Below are 17,680 nucleotides of genomic sequence, written 5' to 3' on the forward strand. Positions count from 1 at the left end.
CTGCACCACATCAGTTCTCCCGAACGAAATCCGGTACATCGGCGGTCGAATCCGGATCGTCGATCGATAGCGCCACCATGCGTTCCGGAGCACGCACCCGGGATACGGTGATGCCATGTAGGCACGCTCCGCACCAGAACAAGGCGTAGCCGACGCGGCTGGTGGGGTCCACAATGTATCGGACCTCAAGCTGGTGATTTCCGCATGCCGGACACGGCACACTGGTTGTCACACGCTGGCCGTTGGAGACCAAAGCCAGCGCCTTAAGCCAGGCGTCTCTATCAGCCATCAGCGCGAGCCTCCGTTGAAGTAGTTCCAGAACTGGTCCTCCGAGGCGAAGGCGGCACGCTCCCAAGCTCGCTCCTGCTCCCATGACGAAGCAGGACCATAGAGTCCAACCTGCATAACATGCATCCGCTCATGTCCGATAGTTCTCACGAGGTCCTCAGTGGAGCCGAACGCATCAGGATACAAGGTAATTGTCCTCCCGTCCGGCGATGTATGCCCGTAGAGCGACCGTCCGATCAAATCTGAATCACGATTTATCTTGACTTTCACACCGCCCAGGTCGACGCCCGCCTTACGAGCAACCTGATTAACCACTCGCTTCTGCATGGGTACTTGCAGGTCTGAGAACGGCCCCGTATTGGAGGTCCGGCGCTCCAACCCAGGAGCGCTACTTTCTTCCTCGCTTCCGTCCCCAAATAGCCCTCGCAGCCACGGGAATGCCGCGCCTGCGTAGGTGCCGCCGAAGCCGCCGGCGAAGCTGAAGAGGAGGTCTTGGGGGGTGGTGGATTGGCATTGGACGGCGTTTACGGCCCAGGTGTAGGCGGCTTGGGTGAGTCCGTTGACGGTGGCGGCGGTGGCGTAGTAGGCGGCGGTGCCGTCTTCGAAGCCGAGGAGGGCTGCGCTGGTGCCGCCGACGGGGGCGAGGAGCCCTGCGCCGAAGCCGATGACGGCGCCCTTGGCGGTGGTGGCGGCGAAGTCGGACCAGTTCCAGTCGCCGTCGTGGTGCTGCCAGGCGTAGATGCCACCGCTGACGAGTCCGCCGATGCCGGCTCCGACGAGGGCGCTGATGCATACGGGGCAGGCGCCGGAGGGGTCGGATTCGTTGACGGGGTCGTTGTCGGCGTATGCGTAGTCGGAGGGGTTGGGGTTGCCGGGTGTGGTGGCGACGGGGTCTCGGGTGGTGAAGCGGCCGGTGGTGGTGTCGAGGGTGCGGGCTCGGAGGTCGAGGGCGCCGGTTTGGGTGGGGTCGTTGTAGGCGCCGGTGAAGCCGAAGGCGCTCTTCTCACCTCCTGCGGTGTCGTTGGGGTTCTCGGTGGAGGTGCCGAAGGTGCCGTAGGTGTACTCGGAGGTGAGGGCGCCGGTGGCGTTGACGACGGCGGTGACGGAGTCCTGCTGGTCGTGGAGGTAGGAGTAGGAGGTGGTGGCGTTCGTGGCGACGGATTGGGGTGCGCCCTGGGGGTCGTAGAAGTAGTCGCCGACCAGTGCGTTGCCGGTGCCGGTCTCGGTGGCGATCTGGGCCTGGGGGTTGTTGATGTCCCAGGTGGTGGTGTCGGTCAGGGTGCCGTTGGTCTTGGTGGTGGTGCGGTTGCCGTCGGCGTCGTAGCCGTAGGTGTGGGTGGTGGCGCCGGTGGTGGCGGTGGTGAGGTGGCCGGCAGGGTCGTAGGTGTTGGTGGTGGCGCCGGCTTGGGTCTGGTTGCCGTCGTTGTCGTAGGTGTAGGAGGTGGCGGCGCCGGCCTTGGGTTGGGAGGGTGTGCCGTTGGTGACGGTGGCGGTGCTGGGTGTGGCCTTGGTGAGTTCGTCCGCCGCGTTGTAGGTGTTGGTGGTGGTCTGGGTCGTGCAGGTGCCGGACTCGCAGGGGACGTCGGTGTCGGCGCTGGTGGCGAGGTTTCCTGCGTTGTCGTAGGTGTAGGTGTGGCCGGTGCCCTCGTCGAGGCAGGAGGCGGCTTCCGCGTTGTCGGTGCAGTCGCGGGTGACGCGTCCGGCGTCGTCGTAGGCGTAGCGGCGGGCAGCGTCGTATGACTCGCCGTGGGCTCCGCTGCCGGTGAAGTCGGTGGTGAGGTGTCCGTCCGCGTCGTACTGGAAGAAGTGGCCTTCTTGGCCTGTGGTCTGCAGGCTGTCCAGCCGGCCGGCGGCGTCGTAGGCCCGGGTCTGGGTGAGCGCGGGGGTGGTGGGCAGGGCGGTGCTGGTCGGGTTGCCGGCGGCGTCGTAGGCGTAGGTGGTGGTCTTTCCGGCGCTGCCGGGTTCGGCGGCGGTCTCGGTGTGGACGCGGCCGTCAGTGTCGTAGGTGTACGCGGTGGAGGCGCCGTCGGGGTCGGTGCGCTTGTTCAGCGTCTGGTCGCTGTTGTAGGTGTAGCTGAAGAGCTGGCCGGTGGTGCCGATCGACTGGAGTTGGTCGTTGGCGTAATACGTCAGCGTGCGGGTGCCGGTCGCGTCGGCGACCGTTTGCATCCGGCCGGCATCGTCATAGGTGTAGGTGACCGCGGGAGTGCTGTCGGAGTAGGTGACCTTCTGCGTCAGGTCCCGGGCGTCGAGGGTGGCGGTGATGGTCTGGCCGCGGGCGTTCTTGGTCTGCCAGAGGTTGCCCTCCGGGTCGTAGGCGAACGACTCGGTGTGGCTGAGCGGGTCGGTGATCGAGGTGACGCGGCCTTCGTTGTCGTGGCCGTACGTCGTGACATGCGTGTTCGGATCGGTGATCGTGTCGAGGAACCCGGTCGCAGGGTCGTATGCGTACGTCGTAGTGCCGCTCGCGGGTGCGGCGGTCGTCGTGAGTCGGTCGAGTGCGTCGTAGGTGTAGCTGGTCGTCTTGGACAGGGCGTCGGTGGTGGAGGTGACGTTGTCGACGCCGTCGTAGCCGGTCCTGGTGGTGTTCCCGTCCGGGTCGGTGAGGCTGGTCGGGTTACCGGCCGGGTCGTATCCGGTGGTCCAGGTGTAGTTGGCCGCAGTGGCCCCGGTGGCGTTGCCGCGGGGGTCGACGGTGGTGGTGCGCAGGCCGTCGTCGTCGTAGCCGTAGGTGGTGTGTTCTCCGGCCGGGGTGAGGACACCGGTGAGGTTGCTGTCGTCGTCGTACTCGTACGTGGTTTTGTTGCCCGCGCCGGTCCTGGTGTCCTCCAGGCGGTTGTCCGCGTCGTAGTCGAACCTGGTGACGGTGTGGCCGAGGGCGTCGTACTGGAACGTGACGTTGCCGTCGAGGTCGTAGGTGACCTTACGGGTGTGCCCGTTGGGGTCGGTGGTGCCCAGTGGGCGGTTGACGGTGTCGTAGGCGAAGGCGGTCGTGTGGCCGAGGGGGTCCGTGGTGGAGGTGCGGTTGCCGACGTGGTCGTAGCCGTACGTCCAGGTGTACACGGACTTATCCGCGCCGGTCGCGTTGCCGCGGGCGGTGACGGTAAAGGCGATGTTCCCTGCCTCGTCGTACGTCGTCGAGGTGGTCGCACCGGTTCGGTCGGTCACCGAGTCGGGGCGCCCGGCCAGGTCGTAGCCGTAGTGGGTGGTGTGCTGCGCGGGGTCGGTGATCGACGTGACGTGGTCGGCGTCGTCGTAGCCGTAGGTGGTGACCCGCTCGGCCGGGTCGGTGACCGTGTGGATGTTCCCCGCGGCGTCGTACGTCGTTGTCGTGGTGTGGTTGTTCGCGTCGGTGACCGAAAGGAGCCGGTCGGCGTCGTCGTAGGTGTACGTGGTGGTGAACTTCGCCGGGTCCGCACCGGTGACGTTGCCGCGCGGGTCCGTTTCTGTGCGCAGGCGGCCCGACGTGTCGTAGGTGTAGCTGGTCACGCGGCCTTCGGGCGAGGTGACCTGCTGCAGGCTCCCGTCGGGGAAGTAGGCGTACTGGGTGGTCTTCCCTCGCGGCGTGGTGGCCGTCTTCAGCTCGCCGTTGGGCCAGTAGGTGTAGTCGGTGGAGTTCTGCAGCGGGTCCGCGACCTGGGTGAGCAGGTGGTTCGCGCCGTAGGTGAACTTCGTCGTGTGGTAGTCGGCGTCCTCGTACGTGGCGGGGTTGCCCGAGGAGTCGTATGTCCACTGCTGCAGGCCGTCGGTCTTCGTACTCTTCAGCAGTCCGTTGTCGTTGTACTTCCACGATGTGTCGTGGCCGTCGGCGTCGAGGAGATCCGTGAGGTTGTAGTGCGCGTCGTACTCGTAGAGCGTCACGTTGCCCAGGGGGTCCTCCTGGGCGTAGCGCATGTTCCCGGCGTAGAAGTCGCTCCACACCCCGCCGTCGGGGGCGGTGGTGTCGGTCTCGTCGAAGACGCTCGTGGTCGTGTAGGCGAAGGTGGTCTGCCGGTTGTCGGCGTCCGTCTGCGAGGTCACCCGGCCCTGGGTGTCGTAGACGTTGAAGACCTGCCGGTGCTGGAGTGCGTCCGTGACGGCGTTCAGTCGGCCGGCGCTGTCGTAGCCGTAGGTCGTCGTCGCACCGTCGAGCGCGGTCACGGAGGTCAACTGGCTGCCGGTGTAGCCGTAGTCGACATGGCGGCCGTCGGCCAGGGTGATCTTCGTCAGGAGTGCGCCGGTGTAGGACAAGGACACGTCACGGCCGGCCGCGTCGGTGATCGTGGTGGGTACGCCGCCGGTGTACGTCAGCGTCAGTCCCTGCCCGGAAGCGTCCTTCTCACTGCTCAGGCGGCCGTCCGCGGCGAAGGTGTACGTGATGTGGTCGAGGGAGGTCAGCGTGTACCCGCCTCCGGAGGCGGTCGCCAGGACGGAGGTTCCACCGTCAGCCGGTGTGAAGCTGCCGTTGCTCTGCTTGGTGTAACCGTGCAGGGCTCCGCCCTCGCCACGCACGAGGACGTTGCCGGCGCTGTCGACCTGGAGGCTGGTCTCCCACGGCAGCGACCAGCCCGTGCCGAGCGCACCGACCGCCGCCACGTTCGAGCCATAGCTTCGCGCCGCGGTGAACGGCACTCCCACGCCCGTGACCGACGCGTCGGTGAACTGCTCGCTGTACGCGCCGGTTGCCGTGTCCACCGGGTCCGCACGCTGGACATCGCTGCGCGGCGCACCGCTCGCGTCGCCGCAAGTGCAGCCGTTCGTCCCGTCGGCCGGAAGGAAGGGCAGTACCAGGAAGTCGTTCGACGAGCCGCAGGTGACAGCACCGGGCGGGTCCGTCATCACCTGCGCGCAGGCGTTGACTATGTAAGTCCACTGGCTGTTCGCAGTACACACCTGTGCCGGTAGCGGGATGACCGCGCTGACCGTCGGCGGGTCCGGCGCACCGGGCTGGTCGTGGGTCATCCAGTTCGGGGCCGACACCGTCTGGTCGAAGTCGAAGTTCAGGTTGGGCCCGCCGGTGCAGTAGTCGGTGACCTCCCAGGTCACCTTCACCGGCTGCGACTCCTGCGTGGTGGTGTTGTCGCCGTACTGGTAGATCGATGCCGTCTCCACCAGAGGCTCGCCCGGCACCGCCGCGCCCATCCGGTCGCACAGGCATATCGGGTTGTCGGTGTAGGCGGCCTGGTTCCCGAGCGGATCGGTCGAGATCTGCTCGCTCACCAGACCCGTGTACGGGCCCGAATCGGCCGGCGACTCGACCCGCTCGGCCGCCGCGGGATGCTGCTTCTGCTTCGCCAAGCGCTGCTCCACCTTGGCGGTCTGCTTCGGCGTCGGCGCTTCTCCCTTGCCCGCGGGAAGGCCGTGGGCCTTGACCGCCGCGGGCTGGCCGCCGAACGCGTCACGCCGCTGCGCGAGCGACAACGGCTTCTCAGGAGCCGCCGGCTTCGGGACATGGGCCGCGTCGACCTGCGACACGGAAGCCGCCGTAGCGGCGGTGGCCGGCAGCACCGCCAGCCACCCACCACCCGCTAGAACGGACAGCACCACCAGCACTGCGAGCGCACGAGCCCGGACCAGAACAGCACGAAGCATGCCCCCACCCCCACAGGTCAAGGCGCACCACGGAACACGCTCCCCAGCGCGGGCACGCCGTGTCGGAGCGACCAGTCTCGCGAGGCCCATACCCAACCATCAAGAGACCAAATGACTGCCGTGACAGCATTTCTGATGGTTAGTCAGTTGGAATTTACTTACTGATGGCGAACGTTCGGATGCGGACGGCGACTCTCCGGTCGGCGACACCTGCACGGAGAGGGCGGTGATGACGCGTCGAGGTGGCTGTCGTCAAGAACCCGTCGACCAGCGTCCCCATCCGCCGCGCACTCGTGCAGCGAAACTCAGCGCCCCGTCCCCCTGCCCTATGCGCACTACCGCCTTTTCCCGGACCGGCCAAATCGCCGATCCTCCGCATCCTCCTACCCATGCCCACCCCGAGGAGCACCGCCATGGCTTCCAGACGAACCCGGCCCCCACGCGCACCGCCTCCGACCTGCTCACCCATCCCCCTGGAAGCGCCATGTCCGATCCCACTACGTCCGCCCCCGAACCCGAGCCCGAGCCGTTCCGCGTCGCTGACGAGAACCTCGGCGACCTGGCCAGCACGCTGGCCGCGACCATGGCCGAGGTCCGCCAGCACGGCGTGATCCTCGACCGCCTCGGCTCCGAATCCGAACCCCCTACCCCTGTCGCACCGGCCGATAACGCCGGCCCCGACGCCGTGGCTGCCGACGCCGTACCGGACAGCGGCCCGGCCAGCGTGTTCATCCTGGCGCTGGGCGGCGAGGCGTACGCCACCGAGCTGGCCGCGCTCGCCGACTGGGTGCACTACCTGTTCCTGCCGGTCTACGGCCGGGAGATCAGCACCACCCGCCCGTGGTGCGCCACGTGGTACGAGCACCCCGAGGCCGTCGCACGCCTACATGCGCTGTGGCTGGCCTGGCAGCAGCTCACCGACGCCGAAGCGGGCCTGTCCGGTCCCTCGACGTGGCACCGCGACCACCTCGACCACACCCTCGCCCAACTCCGCTCTCCCGACGGCCCGTTCGCCGCGTGCACGACCAGCCCGGCCCGCCCGACCCACCGCGTGCTCGCCACCCCGGCACCCGCGACCGAGGACGGTGCCCGGTGACCGCCGCACTCGACCTCGCCCTGGACGACCTCGACCCCGCCGACATCGACTCCGCGCAGGCCGCAAGCGTGCTGTGGGTCGGCGACCTGACCGTCCTGGCCGAGCACCACACCGCTCCCCACGGATCGCACAGCTACGTCGTCGCCCACGACGCCTCCGTCACCTGGGGCATACCGGGCGCACCGCAACTCGTGGCCATCAAGGTCGCCCGCAACCTCAACCTGCGCACCTTCACGCTGGAGAGCGAATGCCACGCCAGCCTGCCGTTCGCACAAGCCTGGCTGATCGAGCGCGGCTGCCCGCCCGAGAAAATCGCCGTGCCCGACAGCGACTTCGTGGAAGCAGCCGACGAACAGACCCTCCGCATCCAGCAGATGATCCGCGACGGCGGGCAACGCTACGACGTCATCGACACCTGCACCTCGGATGACGGCCCCTGCGAGATCTGGACCCTGGCCAACGACACCCTCGCCACCGCCGCACCGGTCCGGGTCTTCCTCGAAGTCATCGACCCCGACACCCGCACCTACACCCCGCGCGAGGGCGCGTTCCCCGACGAGGACACGGCCAGGCACTGGCTGGAGGACCGCAGCACTCCGCTGCCGCAGGCACCACAAGCCAGTCCAGCCGCTCACGCCCGTCGTGAGCGCGTGGCGCTCGCCCGGTCGAGCGGTACCCCGCGCGCTGCGGCGTGCGGTCTCGACACGCTCCCCGCCGCGCCCGCCGACACGACGCAGCAGCCGGCTCCGCGGAGGTCACGGTGAGTCTGCCCCGCCGCGCCTTCGCCGCCCACCCCGACGCCCTCACCGACCTGCGCAACCTCCCCGAACCCATCCGCGACCAGGCACTGCTGCACCTGCAGGACCTCGTCAACGGCGAACGCGTCGCCAAGCGCCTGGAGGGACGCCTTGAGGGGTTCCACAAGGTCATCCTCGGTGTCGGCACCGACTGGGCCAGCCACCGGCTGGTCGTCCAGTTCCGCCCCGCACCCGCCACCTCCAAGCACGACCGCGAGGTCTACCTGGTCGCCGCCGGCCCCCGCGCGGACTACGCGGTCTACCGCACCGCCCAGCACCGCACCGGCCGCACACACACCCCGCCACCGGACCCAACGACCGCGGCCCGCATCCGAGCCGCCAACTCCCGCTCCCCCCATGCTGCGCACCTCACCCCCGACTCGCCGACCGCCTCGGTCGCCTACAGCACCAGCACCCGTACGCCCAACACCGCCCGGAAGGCCGCCCGATGAGCACCGACCGCACCCCGTTGTCCCGCACCGAGCTGGCCGATCTGCTCACCGGCGCGGCGAACAGCATCTCCGGCGTCCTGACCGCCGAGTACCCCACCCCCGCCGCCCGCTCCTACCTTCACCCCGTCCTGGGCGCGCTGTCCGCCGGACCCGCCGTCGTCGGCGAACTGACCGACCGGCTAGAGGGGTTTCTCGACGAGCCGTTGCCCGACACCCCGGCCGGGCTGTTCGCGCTCGCCTCCTACGCCGCCGCCCTGGGCTGGCTGACCGAATCCCTCGGCGAGCTGACCGACACCGTCGACCGGATCTGCACCCAGGTCGGCATCCCCGACGCGCCGCCCGAACCCGCCCCGCTGCCCCAGGAGGACGGCACGGCGGAAACGGGATTCGGCTTCAGCGTGCTGGAGCTGGCGGCCATCCGCGCCGCCGCCGAAACCGCAGGGCTGACGTCCAGCGAGTACGTGCAAGTGCTGTCGCAGTCACTGCTGGCCGCGGCCCGGATCACCGACGCCTGCATGGAGATCGCCAGCGGCCTGGCCGAGGACGCGGCGTACGTGCTGGGTGAAGCAGGCGGCGACCTGCGGATCGGCGAAGGCCCGGACAGTCTGCCGACGCTGGTGCGCACCCTGCTGACCCGGATGGAGGCGGCGCGGTGAACCCCCACGATCCCGCCGTACGGCCCGGCGCGCACCTGGTCGCCGCGGAATTCGGTGTCGAAGACCCCTGGGAACTCAGCGACCGCCACCCGCTGCTCAGCCCCTTGGACATCGTGGGCAGGCTCGTCGCCACCGCCGCGCACGAGACCGACGACCTGCACGCCGACCTCACCCGCGCAGCGAAGGCAACGATCGAGGCTCTTGAACCGATCGCGCAGGGCAGGGCCCCGCAGATGCGCGGCTCGTACGGGCTCCTGGGCGCCGCCGGACCGCAGCTCGAACTCCTCGTGGCCCGCCGGGATGCGGCCTACCAGCAACTGGGCCGCGCTGTGGCCGGCTACCGGCGGCTGCTTCCCGAAGCCGCTCACAGGGCGGCCGAGGGGCTCGGTCCCGCCCTGGAGCGAACGGCAGAAGGGGCACTGGGGAGGGACGACGACTGGGCCGTTGCCGGTAACCGGCAGATTCAGGCCCTGCGGGCGGTCGAGCGCGGCGGGCTGCGATTGAAGCAGAGCGCGCTGTCCGAGCAGGACCGGTATCTCTCCGACGGCACCGGCGTCCTGGTCCCGATCTGGGTGCAGACCGTCGAGCGGATGCTCGTCGACGGCCTGCTCGACATCGACACCACCACGACGCGCACGCAAGGGCAGCTCCTCTCGCTGACCGCGCTGGGCCAGGAAGCCCTGCGGTCCGCCCATGACGCAGCACCAACAACCGTTGCCGGCCCCGAGGCCGACTCCCGTGATGCCGCCCACCCGGCTCAGACGGCGGCCGATTCGGACCTGGCTGTCGATCCGCTCCCCACGCGCGAGGAGCTGCTCGCGCTGGAGGAGATCAAGCGCGGCCAGGTGCTGCTGAAAGAGCGCGCCTTCCGGTCCGGCCTGCGCGTGGAGACCGGCTCGGGTGCACGAATCTCCACCGCAACGGTGGAGACGATGACAGGCCGGGGCTGGGTCGAGCGGGACGCGAGCACGTCGCTGACCTTCGGACAGCAGCTCGTCGTCACCGACTCCGGTGAGGCCGCCTTCCGCGCCGGCTGCGACCAGGACCCGCGCACCACCGCCGCCCTCCGCCGCAGCACCCCGAAAGCCCTCCCCTCGCCCCCGGCACAACCACCTCCTGCCGGCTCCGCCGGTCACACGAACCCGATCCGCTCCCGCTGACCAGAACGAAGGAAACACCCATGCCCACCACGGCTCTCCACGCCCGCCGCCTGATCGAGCACCGGTACGGCCGCCCGCTGGAGCACCTACAGGAGCAGGTCGCCCACCACCGCTCGACGGATCCCGTCCTGCCGATCGTGCTGCGCCGCCTGACCGATCTGGAGCAGACCGCCGAGCAGGGCCGCGCAACGCGCCGCGCCCTGCGCACCACCGTTCAGAAAGCCGTCGCCGATGGAAGCCCTCGGGACGACCGTCTGCGCCCCTACATCGCGGAACTCATGCGCGTGGAGCAGCAGGAGCAGACGCAGGCCGAAGCGCTGTGGGACCTGCTGGACGTCCGGCTGCTGCTGGACCAGCCCGCTGCCGCCCGCCTCCCGCTGTCCCGGCCGCCCAGCGGTGGTGTCGAAGACCAGGACGTGATGGAGACCGCCCGGCAGGCCGCCGCCTGCCTGCCGCGCCTGACCCGCGACGCGCTGCGCCTGGCCCTGCGCGACCGCGGCGTCCACATCAGCAACCGCCGCCTCGGCACCATCCTCCAACAGCTCCGCGCCGAACGCGCCCGCTGAACCATCCCCCTTCCCCCAGGCTTCTTCATCCCCTTGGAGTCCGTCATGTCCACCCTCACCCAGCCCAGTTCCTCGCAGACCGGCGTCGACCGCGCCCAGCGCATCGAGGACGCGCTGTCCCTGATCGCACCGAAGTGGACCACCTGGGTCGTGCAGACCCTGGCCCAGGCACGCCAGCCGATGCAGGTACGGGAGATCGCCCGCCAACTGCCCTTCGTCAGCGAGCAGCTCGTCGGCAAGCGACTGGCCCAGATGCACGCCAACCGGCTCGTAACCCGCGGCGCAGACCTCCGCGCCCCGTACCGGCTCAGCGAGTTCGGCACGTCGCTGGCCCCGGTCCACCAGGCACTGACCGACTGGTCCCACGACCACTTCACTTTCCCGCCGGGCGGTGTGGCCGGTGCCGAGCGCGTCGAGGACGCCGTGCGCCGTCTGAACCTGCGCCACACCACCGCCGTGATCCACGCCCTGGACGCCGGCCCCATGCGCCTCGTCCACATCGGCGAGGCAGTCGGGCTTGACGACCCCTACACCCTCACCGCCGCCGGCCGCGCCCTCGGCCCGGTCTACGCCGCCGTCAAGCACTGGAACGACCCCACCAGCGCCGCTGTGCCCGCCGCCACTCCCACTCCGGCCGTGATCCGCACCTGCAGCGCCCTCCCGGCCCGCCCGGACGGCATACGCACCGCGGCGGCCCTGCGCCGCAGCCCCACCGCGCCGAGCGGCCTGTTCAGCCACGCGCCCGCACCGCAACCGCGAGTGCCGGCCACCATCACCGCCCAGTCCGCCCCCGCCCGCAACAGGTGACCGCCATGCCCAGAACCAGAACCAGAACCACCGTCCCACCGATCCAGCCCCTGCGCGCCGCGCACGCCGGCGCGCGGGCCCCTCCTCACCTGGGAGCACGTCTTCATGAGCACCCCGCAGCCCGACGACCAGCGCCCCGACCAACTGGTTCTCGTCGGCCCCGTGTACCTGGCCGGGATCGGTGACACCGCCGCCATCTACGACTCCCTGGACGACACCCGCGGCTGGGGCAAAGCCATCACCGACAGCGGGCTGTGCTTCACCAGCCCCCGCCACGACGTCCACGTCGCCTACCTGCCCCACAGCCGCGACGGCGGGTGGAAGATCACCCGCTCCCACGAGCCACTCGGCATACCCGCCTGGACCGCGACCTTCAGCCGCTACACCCCCACCGAGATCACCGCTGCCTTCACCGACGCGCTCGCGACGTGCCTGGCTGCCGGCCACGCCCACCCGTGGGACTTCGGGCCCGACCAGGAGATCGCCCTCCCCGACGACGTCCTGGCCGAGCACGGCTGGCGCACCGACCACACCGAGATGGACATCTCCCAGTACTCCCCCGACGGCCACGCCTACTTCAGCCGGCGCGACTACGACGTCCCCGACCACGCCGAACTCGCGGGCGAGCGCAGGGCGATGTGGACGATGTACGCCCGCGTCGACGGAGTCAACGGCGAGCGGTGGCACGCCGACTTCACCAGCTGCACCCCCCTGTACCTCCTCACCCAGACCGCCCGGGCGTTCAGCAGCACCGAACCCGTCCAGCGCATCCGCTCCAGCATCCCCCAGCGGAACCTCCCCTACGTCACCACCACGCCTGTCCCCGAACCGGACTCCGACCGACTCAAGTCCGCCGCACTCGCCCGCACCCCGCACACCCTTCCGGCCATCCCCGCGCCAGCCACCGACACGGCCCTGCCCGGCCCCACCCCGCCCGTGCCCTTCCCGCGCCGCTGAACACTCGAAGGAGCACCCCGTGCCCCACACCCCGATCGATCCGTGGGCCGAGTACCTGGTCACCCCCCGCTACCCTCGCCGGATCCACCAACTCCCGCGACCTGGCCCTGCAGCCCCTGCTCGACCAGGGCTGGAACCTGACCCACGACGAGCGGGGCAATGTCCGCGTTCATGCGCCGGACCGGACTGTGCGTCTCAGGTATCCGTCCGAAGGCGAGGACGACGCCCCGTGGAGGATCACGGCATGCTCCGACCCCTACGCGATGCCGCGCTGGCTGGTCGCCTTCCAGGGCAACGCCCCCACCGAGATCGTCGCGGACTTCACCACTGCGCTCGCCGCCGCCTACACCGACGGCCCCAACTCCTACCTCTACTACGGCAGCAGCAACCTCTCAGCACTCGACCTCGGCACCCCCCCTGACAGCAGCAGGATGGAACCGCCACGACAGCACCGACGTCTCCTGCCACTCCCCGGACGGCCTGGCCGAAGTCCACCTGCGCCGCCCCCATCACGACCACACCGCCGAGATGACCGGACACCAACAGCGCTGGCTCATGCTGGCCGGGCCGCCGGGCAATCGGTGGTACGCCACCGCCTCCTCCTTCACCCCCCAAGGGCTGGTGGCAGCGATGAACACCGCTCTGACCGACCCGGCCCCCGTCATCCGCTACGGCGACGACCTACGGCATCTCCCACCCCAGGCCACCGCAACAGCGGTCAAGCCGCTCGCGCCGACACCACTGGACGTCCGCCGCGCCCAGGCCGCCCGCGCCCACTCCACCCTCGCCCTGCCCACCGGGACCTCCCGACCCGTCATACCGACACCCCGCCAGCCCTCCGCCCCGCAACGCCCACAAGCGTCAGGGCCGGGCCGCTGACCCAAGTCTTCTGCGAAGAAGAGGAGTTCACCCGTGTCCGACGCCACGGTCTTCGACCAGGCCACCGCGATGATCGAGAAAGCCTGGGACCGCCCCATCGACGCGCTGGAGACTCTCGCCCTCCAACGCCCGGTCCAGGACCCGCTGCTCCGCTCAGCGATGCAGATCCGCTCCACCCTCGTCGTCTCGTCCAACGCGGCCGTCGTACATCAGGACCGCCTGCACGCCATGACCAGCCCCGGCCGGGTGCCGGCCTTCTACGACATGGAACGGATCACCCGGGCGGCCGTGGATCTGCGGATCGCCCAGGCCGAGAGCCAAGCCCGCCTGCAGGCCATCGGCTCCATCATCGACGCCCGCGAAGCCGCCCGGCCCCCCGACCGTGACCCGGCGATCCGCCTGGCCCAAGCCGCTGTCGCCCGCTCCGTACAGGCGCCCCGGACGCCGGGCCCGCCGCCCGGCCAGCCCTCGGCTTCGGCCCCCGTCGGACCGGTAGTGGCCGCCAACAGGCCCCGCAGGTAACCCCTGAACGGCTCAAAGACATCGCCAGCACGGTTCAGAGCAGACGGCCGGCATCTCGGTCACGCACACGGTCGCTGCGCTGCGGTCTCTTACAGACCAGGCTCAGAGCCGGGCCCTGTCGTTGACGCCCGCGAAGAAGTGGCTTTGTCCACGAGAACCGCTTCTGGCTCAGATTTCGTGATCCCGCTACTACGAGTGACCGGGTCAGGGGACATTCTCGGACTGGTTCTCAGGTGCAGACGATGGGGCAGCCGCGGCGGATCGAATGCTGGACGGCTCGCAGGAACATTGCAACGTAGAAAGCCCTGTCGAGGTCATCACTCCACGGTCCTGGCCGGTTGCTGGCCAGTTCCTTCGCGCCTTCGGAGCGGAACCACATGCTCAGGTCGAGGCTGTCGCATGTCGCTGGAGCCTCGGGCGGCAGATCGATGGCCGCTGCCAGCCTCTCCGCGAGTGGTAGCGCCTGAGGAGCGCCGGCGACCATCGTCGAGTCGCTGTAGCCAGCGTTGATGGGCAACCAGATCACCTCATCGAGCGAGAAAGGCACGAGCACCGTCCAGCCGCAAACGGTCTCCGATTCCGCTTGCGACAGGTGAGCTTCGCACAACGCGATGAATCCGGACATGGGCGGGGTCAGTTTCTCCTCGAATGCCTGCCCTGAGCCAGGTGCGAAATCGGTCTCTGCGGGGACGTCCTCATAGGGCGGCAGGCCCCGTCGGCTCAGCTCGGCGTTGAGCGCCGAGGCGACTTGGCCCCACCCGTCTTCCTCGTCATCGAACCATTCTTCCGCGCCAACGCTCACCAGGTACACACCCATGCGGGGAAGGTACAGTCCGCCACTGACATCGATCAGGGAGCCAGCAGGACCCGCTTCCGCAGGAGAGCGAAACCGGCGCGGCCGAACATCTGGCGCTTGAGCATCTTGATGCGGTTGAGGTGTCCTTCAACGACGCCGGAGCTCCAGGGCATGGTGAGGCCGGCGATGACGGCGTCGCGGTCGCGGCCGATGCCGGCGGCGAGAGCGTGGAGACCGGGCAAGTTGTCCTGGCGGACTGGGTCGAGCCACTCCGGCAGTCGTTGCCCCTGTCGCTCAGTGAGGATCTGGGCGAAGGAACGGACATATCCGGTGAGTGCTTCCAGGTCGGGGCAGTGGGCCAGGACAGCCTTGAGCCGGAGTTGTTCGCCGGCGGACAGGGAGTCGGGGTGGCGGAGGATCCAACCGGCGACGGTGCGGGGTGAGGGCGGGGGTGCGGTGATCGAATCGTCCGAAAGGCGCTTGGTGCGGAAGTAGGCGCGAACTCGCTGGTAGTTGCCCTTGTAGCCGAGTGGCACGATCTCCTCCCATGCCTTCCAGGCGTTGGTGCAGCCCTGGTTCCAGCGGTCGTCCAGGTAGGGCCTGTACTCGTCAAGGAGGGAGGGGCGGCCCTGCCACTGGCCGTGGAAGAGGTCTTCTGGGGTGGTGGCATCGGCGAGGAGATTGACCGTGCGGTAGGTCATGCCGAGCTGGCGTTGGATGGCGCGACGGCTGTGGCCGGCGGCCAGCAGCGCGTGGACAGCGGCGTGGTTGGACCGGGTTCTGTGAGCGAACCGGTGGCCGGTGGGCCACGGCGAGCCAAGGGGGTCAGCCGGTTCTTCTGGTTCCTTGATCTGTTGGGACGGGTAGGGCGTCGTGCCTCGCAAGCAGCCCCGATGGCCGGCGACACACCTCTCAGCGGCTTCGCTGAGGTTGTGCCAGAGGTGCCACCGGTCAGCGACCTGCACGGCTTGAGGCGCCCCAACGGTGGCCCCTTCGGCAAAGAACGGGGCTCGGTCGCGGCAGACAACCTCGATCCCGGGCCGTTTGGCCAGCCAGGCGGCCAGGCTCGATGCCTCCCGGTCCGGCAGCAGGTCCACCGGCCGTCGCGTCTCGATGTCGACCAGCACTGTGCCGTAGTGCCGACCCTTACGCGTCGCGTACTCATCGACACCGACCACCCGCGGTGCTGGTGAGTGCGGTTCAGGCAGCGCCTCGACCAGCCGCAGCACCGTGCTGCGGCTGACGGACACTCCAAACACACTCGCCATCCGCGCGCCCGCCCGGCCAGCAAGGGCGAGACCCACCGACGCCAGCGTCGAGCGCAGACGCTCGGTCCACCGTCCGTACCTCCGGGTCAGCCCCGGCACTTGCTCAACGATCGTCCGCCGCGGGCACGAAGCGACCCGACAGGCGAGCCTGCGGACAAAGCACCACCCGCAGCCCTCCACTGGGAACATCCGCAGGAAACCGCAGGTAGGAGCTATGCACCCGAGTCGACCAGCTCCCGCAGACCGGACACGCCGAACCTGACGCCGTACTGCGAGCCTCGATCCGCACCGTCTCGCTGTCCGCGTCCATTGACACCACCGACCCGTCCGCGATCGATGCGAACAGCAACTCCTCCAACCGGAGGGCGATCTCTTCCACGGCCCTGAACTGTCAGGCACCCGTGATCACCACTGATCATTTTCGGGCAACTTCCCGGAGGCTGGTACGGCCGCGAACCACTACTCAGTGTGGCTACGTCACGAAGTTGAGCCAGAACCCGAGTTTGCGCAGCGCTCGGAGGCCCAAGGGAAATAGAACAATTTTGGCTTCAGCAGCATGTGCCCCCTGCCGGGCGTTCGGCAGGGGGCACACGGTGTAGACCGAGGGCCTGGACCGTCCTTGACGAGCGGTATGTCGCTGGCCTCAGCTACCGTCTGCTGCCGGTCTGACGGCCCGGCCTCATTTCAGGTGCCGTGTGAAGAACTGGGCCGCAGCAGCGCCCGCGAACTGCGGGACGCCGGTGTGGCCGCCCATGTTGGCCTCCAGAGTTTTCTCCGTGGAGCCGAAGGCGTCGAACAGGTCCAGGGCGGCCTGTCGATCGTTGCCCTCGTCGTCCCACTGCAGCAGGACATGCAGCGGAATGGTGACCTGCCGTGCCTCTTCGAACATGGCGCGCGGCACGTAACTCCCGGCGAAGAGACCGGCGGCCGCGATGCGCGCGTCGACCGCCGCCAGGCGGATGCCGATGGAGATCACGCCTCCCGAGTAGCCGACTGGTCCGCCGACCTCGGGCAGTGCGAGGAACGCGTCCAGGGCGGTCTGCCATTCCGGGACGGCCTTGTCGACCAGCGGGAGGATGAGGGCGTCGACGAGCTCGTCGCCGACCGGTTCACCGGCCTGCAGGGTTCGGCGCAGCTCGGCGCGGGTCTGCTCCATGGCGGGCCAGCGGGGGCGGTCCCCGCATCCGGGGAGTTCGACGGTGGCCGTGGCGAAGCCCTGCGCCGCGGAGTGGCGGGCCCGGGCCGCAAGTCGGGGATACATCTTCGCCAGCCCGAGGGTCGGATGGCCGAGCAGGATCAGCGGCACCGGTGCGGAGGCGGAGGCGTGCCCGGGCGTCCAGAGGAGGCCGGGGATGTCGCCGAGGGTGAAGGCGCGCTCGCGGACGCCGTCGTCGAGACGCTGCTCAGAGGTGACATGCACGGTTGTGCCTTTCGGGAGTGCACTGGAACGGCGCTCCCGGACGACCTGCCTATCGCCCGACCGTGACCCCTGAGGAGAGCACCCACGTCGATACGTTCACGGGTACCACCTCCTCGATCTTTCGCACGGCCTCCACGAATGTAGCAGTGGCTGAACCGGGTCCGCCAAATGGTTTTTGCGGAGTCTCTATGGCTGGGTCACAGAGGCACAGCGCAGAGCCGCTGGGGGCGTCGCAGCACCCGAGTGGCGGCTCTGCGACGGCGGGCTGTGCGGCGCTGCCGGTTCTCACGAACATCGAACACGACGCACCGCCGACGCCTTCCAAACGCGCGTACAGGTGCCGTCGGGTCTCGTGAACAAAGCCAAAGAAGCACAGCCCGACGATCACCCCCGGCGGTCCACCTCGCCGCCACACCGCCGTGTCCTCTGCACTGTCCGACGACAC

15 protein-coding genes and 1 pseudogene are annotated in these 17,680 nt (G+C 69.2%); 11 read left to right on the forward strand and 5 right to left on the reverse strand.

Going from position 1 to position 17,680, the window contains the following annotated elements; genetic code table 11:
• Nucleotides 1–10: 10 nt before the first annotated feature.
• Together AC3ERT_RS33150 and AC3ERT_RS33155 are read right to left on the reverse strand one after the other, a co-directional pair.
• Nucleotides 11–289, reverse strand: a complete 279-nt coding sequence (locus AC3ERT_RS33150) for a zinc ribbon domain-containing protein (RefSeq protein ID WP_435178583.1) — start codon at nt 287–289, stop codon at nt 11–13.
• Nucleotides 289–5,859, reverse strand: a complete 5,571-nt coding sequence (locus AC3ERT_RS33155; RefSeq protein ID WP_435178585.1) for a DUF6531 domain-containing protein — start codon at nt 5,857–5,859, stop codon at nt 289–291. Before AC3ERT_RS33155 ends, AC3ERT_RS33150 begins: the two co-directional genes overlap by 1 nt.
• Before the next feature lie 484 nt (nt 5,860–6,343).
• Here AC3ERT_RS33155 and AC3ERT_RS33160 point away from each other — a divergent pair, with 484 nt between their 5' ends.
• The 11 genes and pseudogenes from AC3ERT_RS33160 (at nt 6,344) to AC3ERT_RS33210 (ending at nt 13,751) form a co-directional block, all read left to right on the forward strand.
• Nucleotides 6,344–6,955, forward strand: coding sequence for a DUF4913 domain-containing protein (locus AC3ERT_RS33160; protein WP_435178587.1), 612 nt, complete (start codon nt 6,344–6,346; stop codon nt 6,953–6,955).
• The gene (locus AC3ERT_RS33165) at nt 6,952–7,719 is read left to right on the forward strand and encodes a glycosyl hydrolase (protein ID WP_435178589.1); all 768 of its coding nucleotides are present in this window, start codon (nt 6,952–6,954) and stop codon (nt 7,717–7,719) included. Before AC3ERT_RS33160 ends, AC3ERT_RS33165 begins: the two co-directional genes overlap by 4 nt.
• Nucleotides 7,716–8,204: a hypothetical protein gene (locus AC3ERT_RS33170; RefSeq protein ID WP_435178591.1), complete on the forward strand. Its 489-nt coding sequence runs from the start codon at nt 7,716–7,718 to the stop codon at nt 8,202–8,204. Before AC3ERT_RS33165 ends, AC3ERT_RS33170 begins: the two co-directional genes overlap by 4 nt.
• Nucleotides 8,201–8,860, forward strand: a complete 660-nt coding sequence (locus AC3ERT_RS33175; protein ID WP_435178593.1) for a hypothetical protein — start codon at nt 8,201–8,203, stop codon at nt 8,858–8,860. The genes AC3ERT_RS33170 and AC3ERT_RS33175 overlap by 4 nt, the downstream gene beginning before the upstream one ends.
• Entirely contained in the window at nt 8,857–10,020 is a 1,164-nt protein-coding gene (locus tag AC3ERT_RS33180) for a hypothetical protein (protein ID WP_435178595.1), read from the forward strand. Before AC3ERT_RS33175 ends, AC3ERT_RS33180 begins: the two co-directional genes overlap by 4 nt.
• A 20-nt stretch (nt 10,021–10,040) precedes the next feature.
• Nucleotides 10,041–10,586: a hypothetical protein gene (locus AC3ERT_RS33185; RefSeq protein WP_435178597.1), complete on the forward strand. Its 546-nt coding sequence runs from the start codon at nt 10,041–10,043 to the stop codon at nt 10,584–10,586.
• Nucleotides 10,587–10,631: 45 nt separating this feature from the next.
• A complete protein-coding gene (locus AC3ERT_RS33190; protein ID WP_435178599.1) occupies nt 10,632–11,393 on the forward strand; it encodes a winged helix-turn-helix transcriptional regulator in 762 nt (253 codons plus the stop codon).
• Nucleotides 11,394–11,498: 105 nt separating this feature from the next.
• Nucleotides 11,499–12,350: an SPDY domain-containing protein gene (locus AC3ERT_RS33195; protein ID WP_435178601.1), complete on the forward strand. Its 852-nt coding sequence runs from the start codon at nt 11,499–11,501 to the stop codon at nt 12,348–12,350.
• Nucleotides 12,351–12,487: 137 nt separating this feature from the next.
• Nucleotides 12,488–12,679, forward strand: a pseudogene (locus AC3ERT_RS33200) (SPDY domain-containing protein); the annotation flags it as partial.
• A gap of 88 nt (nt 12,680–12,767) precedes the next feature.
• On the forward strand, nt 12,768–13,229 hold the full coding sequence (locus tag AC3ERT_RS33205) for an SPDY domain-containing protein (RefSeq protein WP_435178633.1): 462 nt from the start codon (nt 12,768–12,770) through the stop codon (nt 13,227–13,229).
• A gap of 33 nt (nt 13,230–13,262) precedes the next feature.
• Nucleotides 13,263–13,751 carry a hypothetical protein gene (locus AC3ERT_RS33210; protein WP_435178603.1) on the forward strand — a complete coding sequence of 163 codons (489 nt, stop codon included), beginning with the start codon at nt 13,263–13,265 and terminating at the stop codon, nt 13,749–13,751.
• 229 nt (nt 13,752–13,980) lie between these two features.
• On the opposite strand, the gene AC3ERT_RS33215 is transcribed toward AC3ERT_RS33210, so the two are convergent.
• From AC3ERT_RS33215 to AC3ERT_RS33225, 3 genes are all read right to left on the reverse strand, one after another.
• Entirely contained in the window at nt 13,981–14,568 is a 588-nt protein-coding gene (locus tag AC3ERT_RS33215; RefSeq protein ID WP_435178605.1) for a hypothetical protein, read from the reverse strand.
• A gap of 32 nt (nt 14,569–14,600) precedes the next feature.
• Entirely contained in the window at nt 14,601–16,004 is a 1,404-nt protein-coding gene (locus AC3ERT_RS33220) for an ISL3 family transposase (protein ID WP_435178607.1), read from the reverse strand.
• Between the two features lie 490 nt (nt 16,005–16,494).
• Entirely contained in the window at nt 16,495–17,235 is a 741-nt protein-coding gene (locus AC3ERT_RS33225) for a dienelactone hydrolase family protein (protein ID WP_435178609.1), read from the reverse strand.
• Between the last annotated feature and the right edge of the window lie 445 nt (nt 17,236–17,680).

The organism is Actinacidiphila sp. bgisy145 (assembly GCF_057708125.1).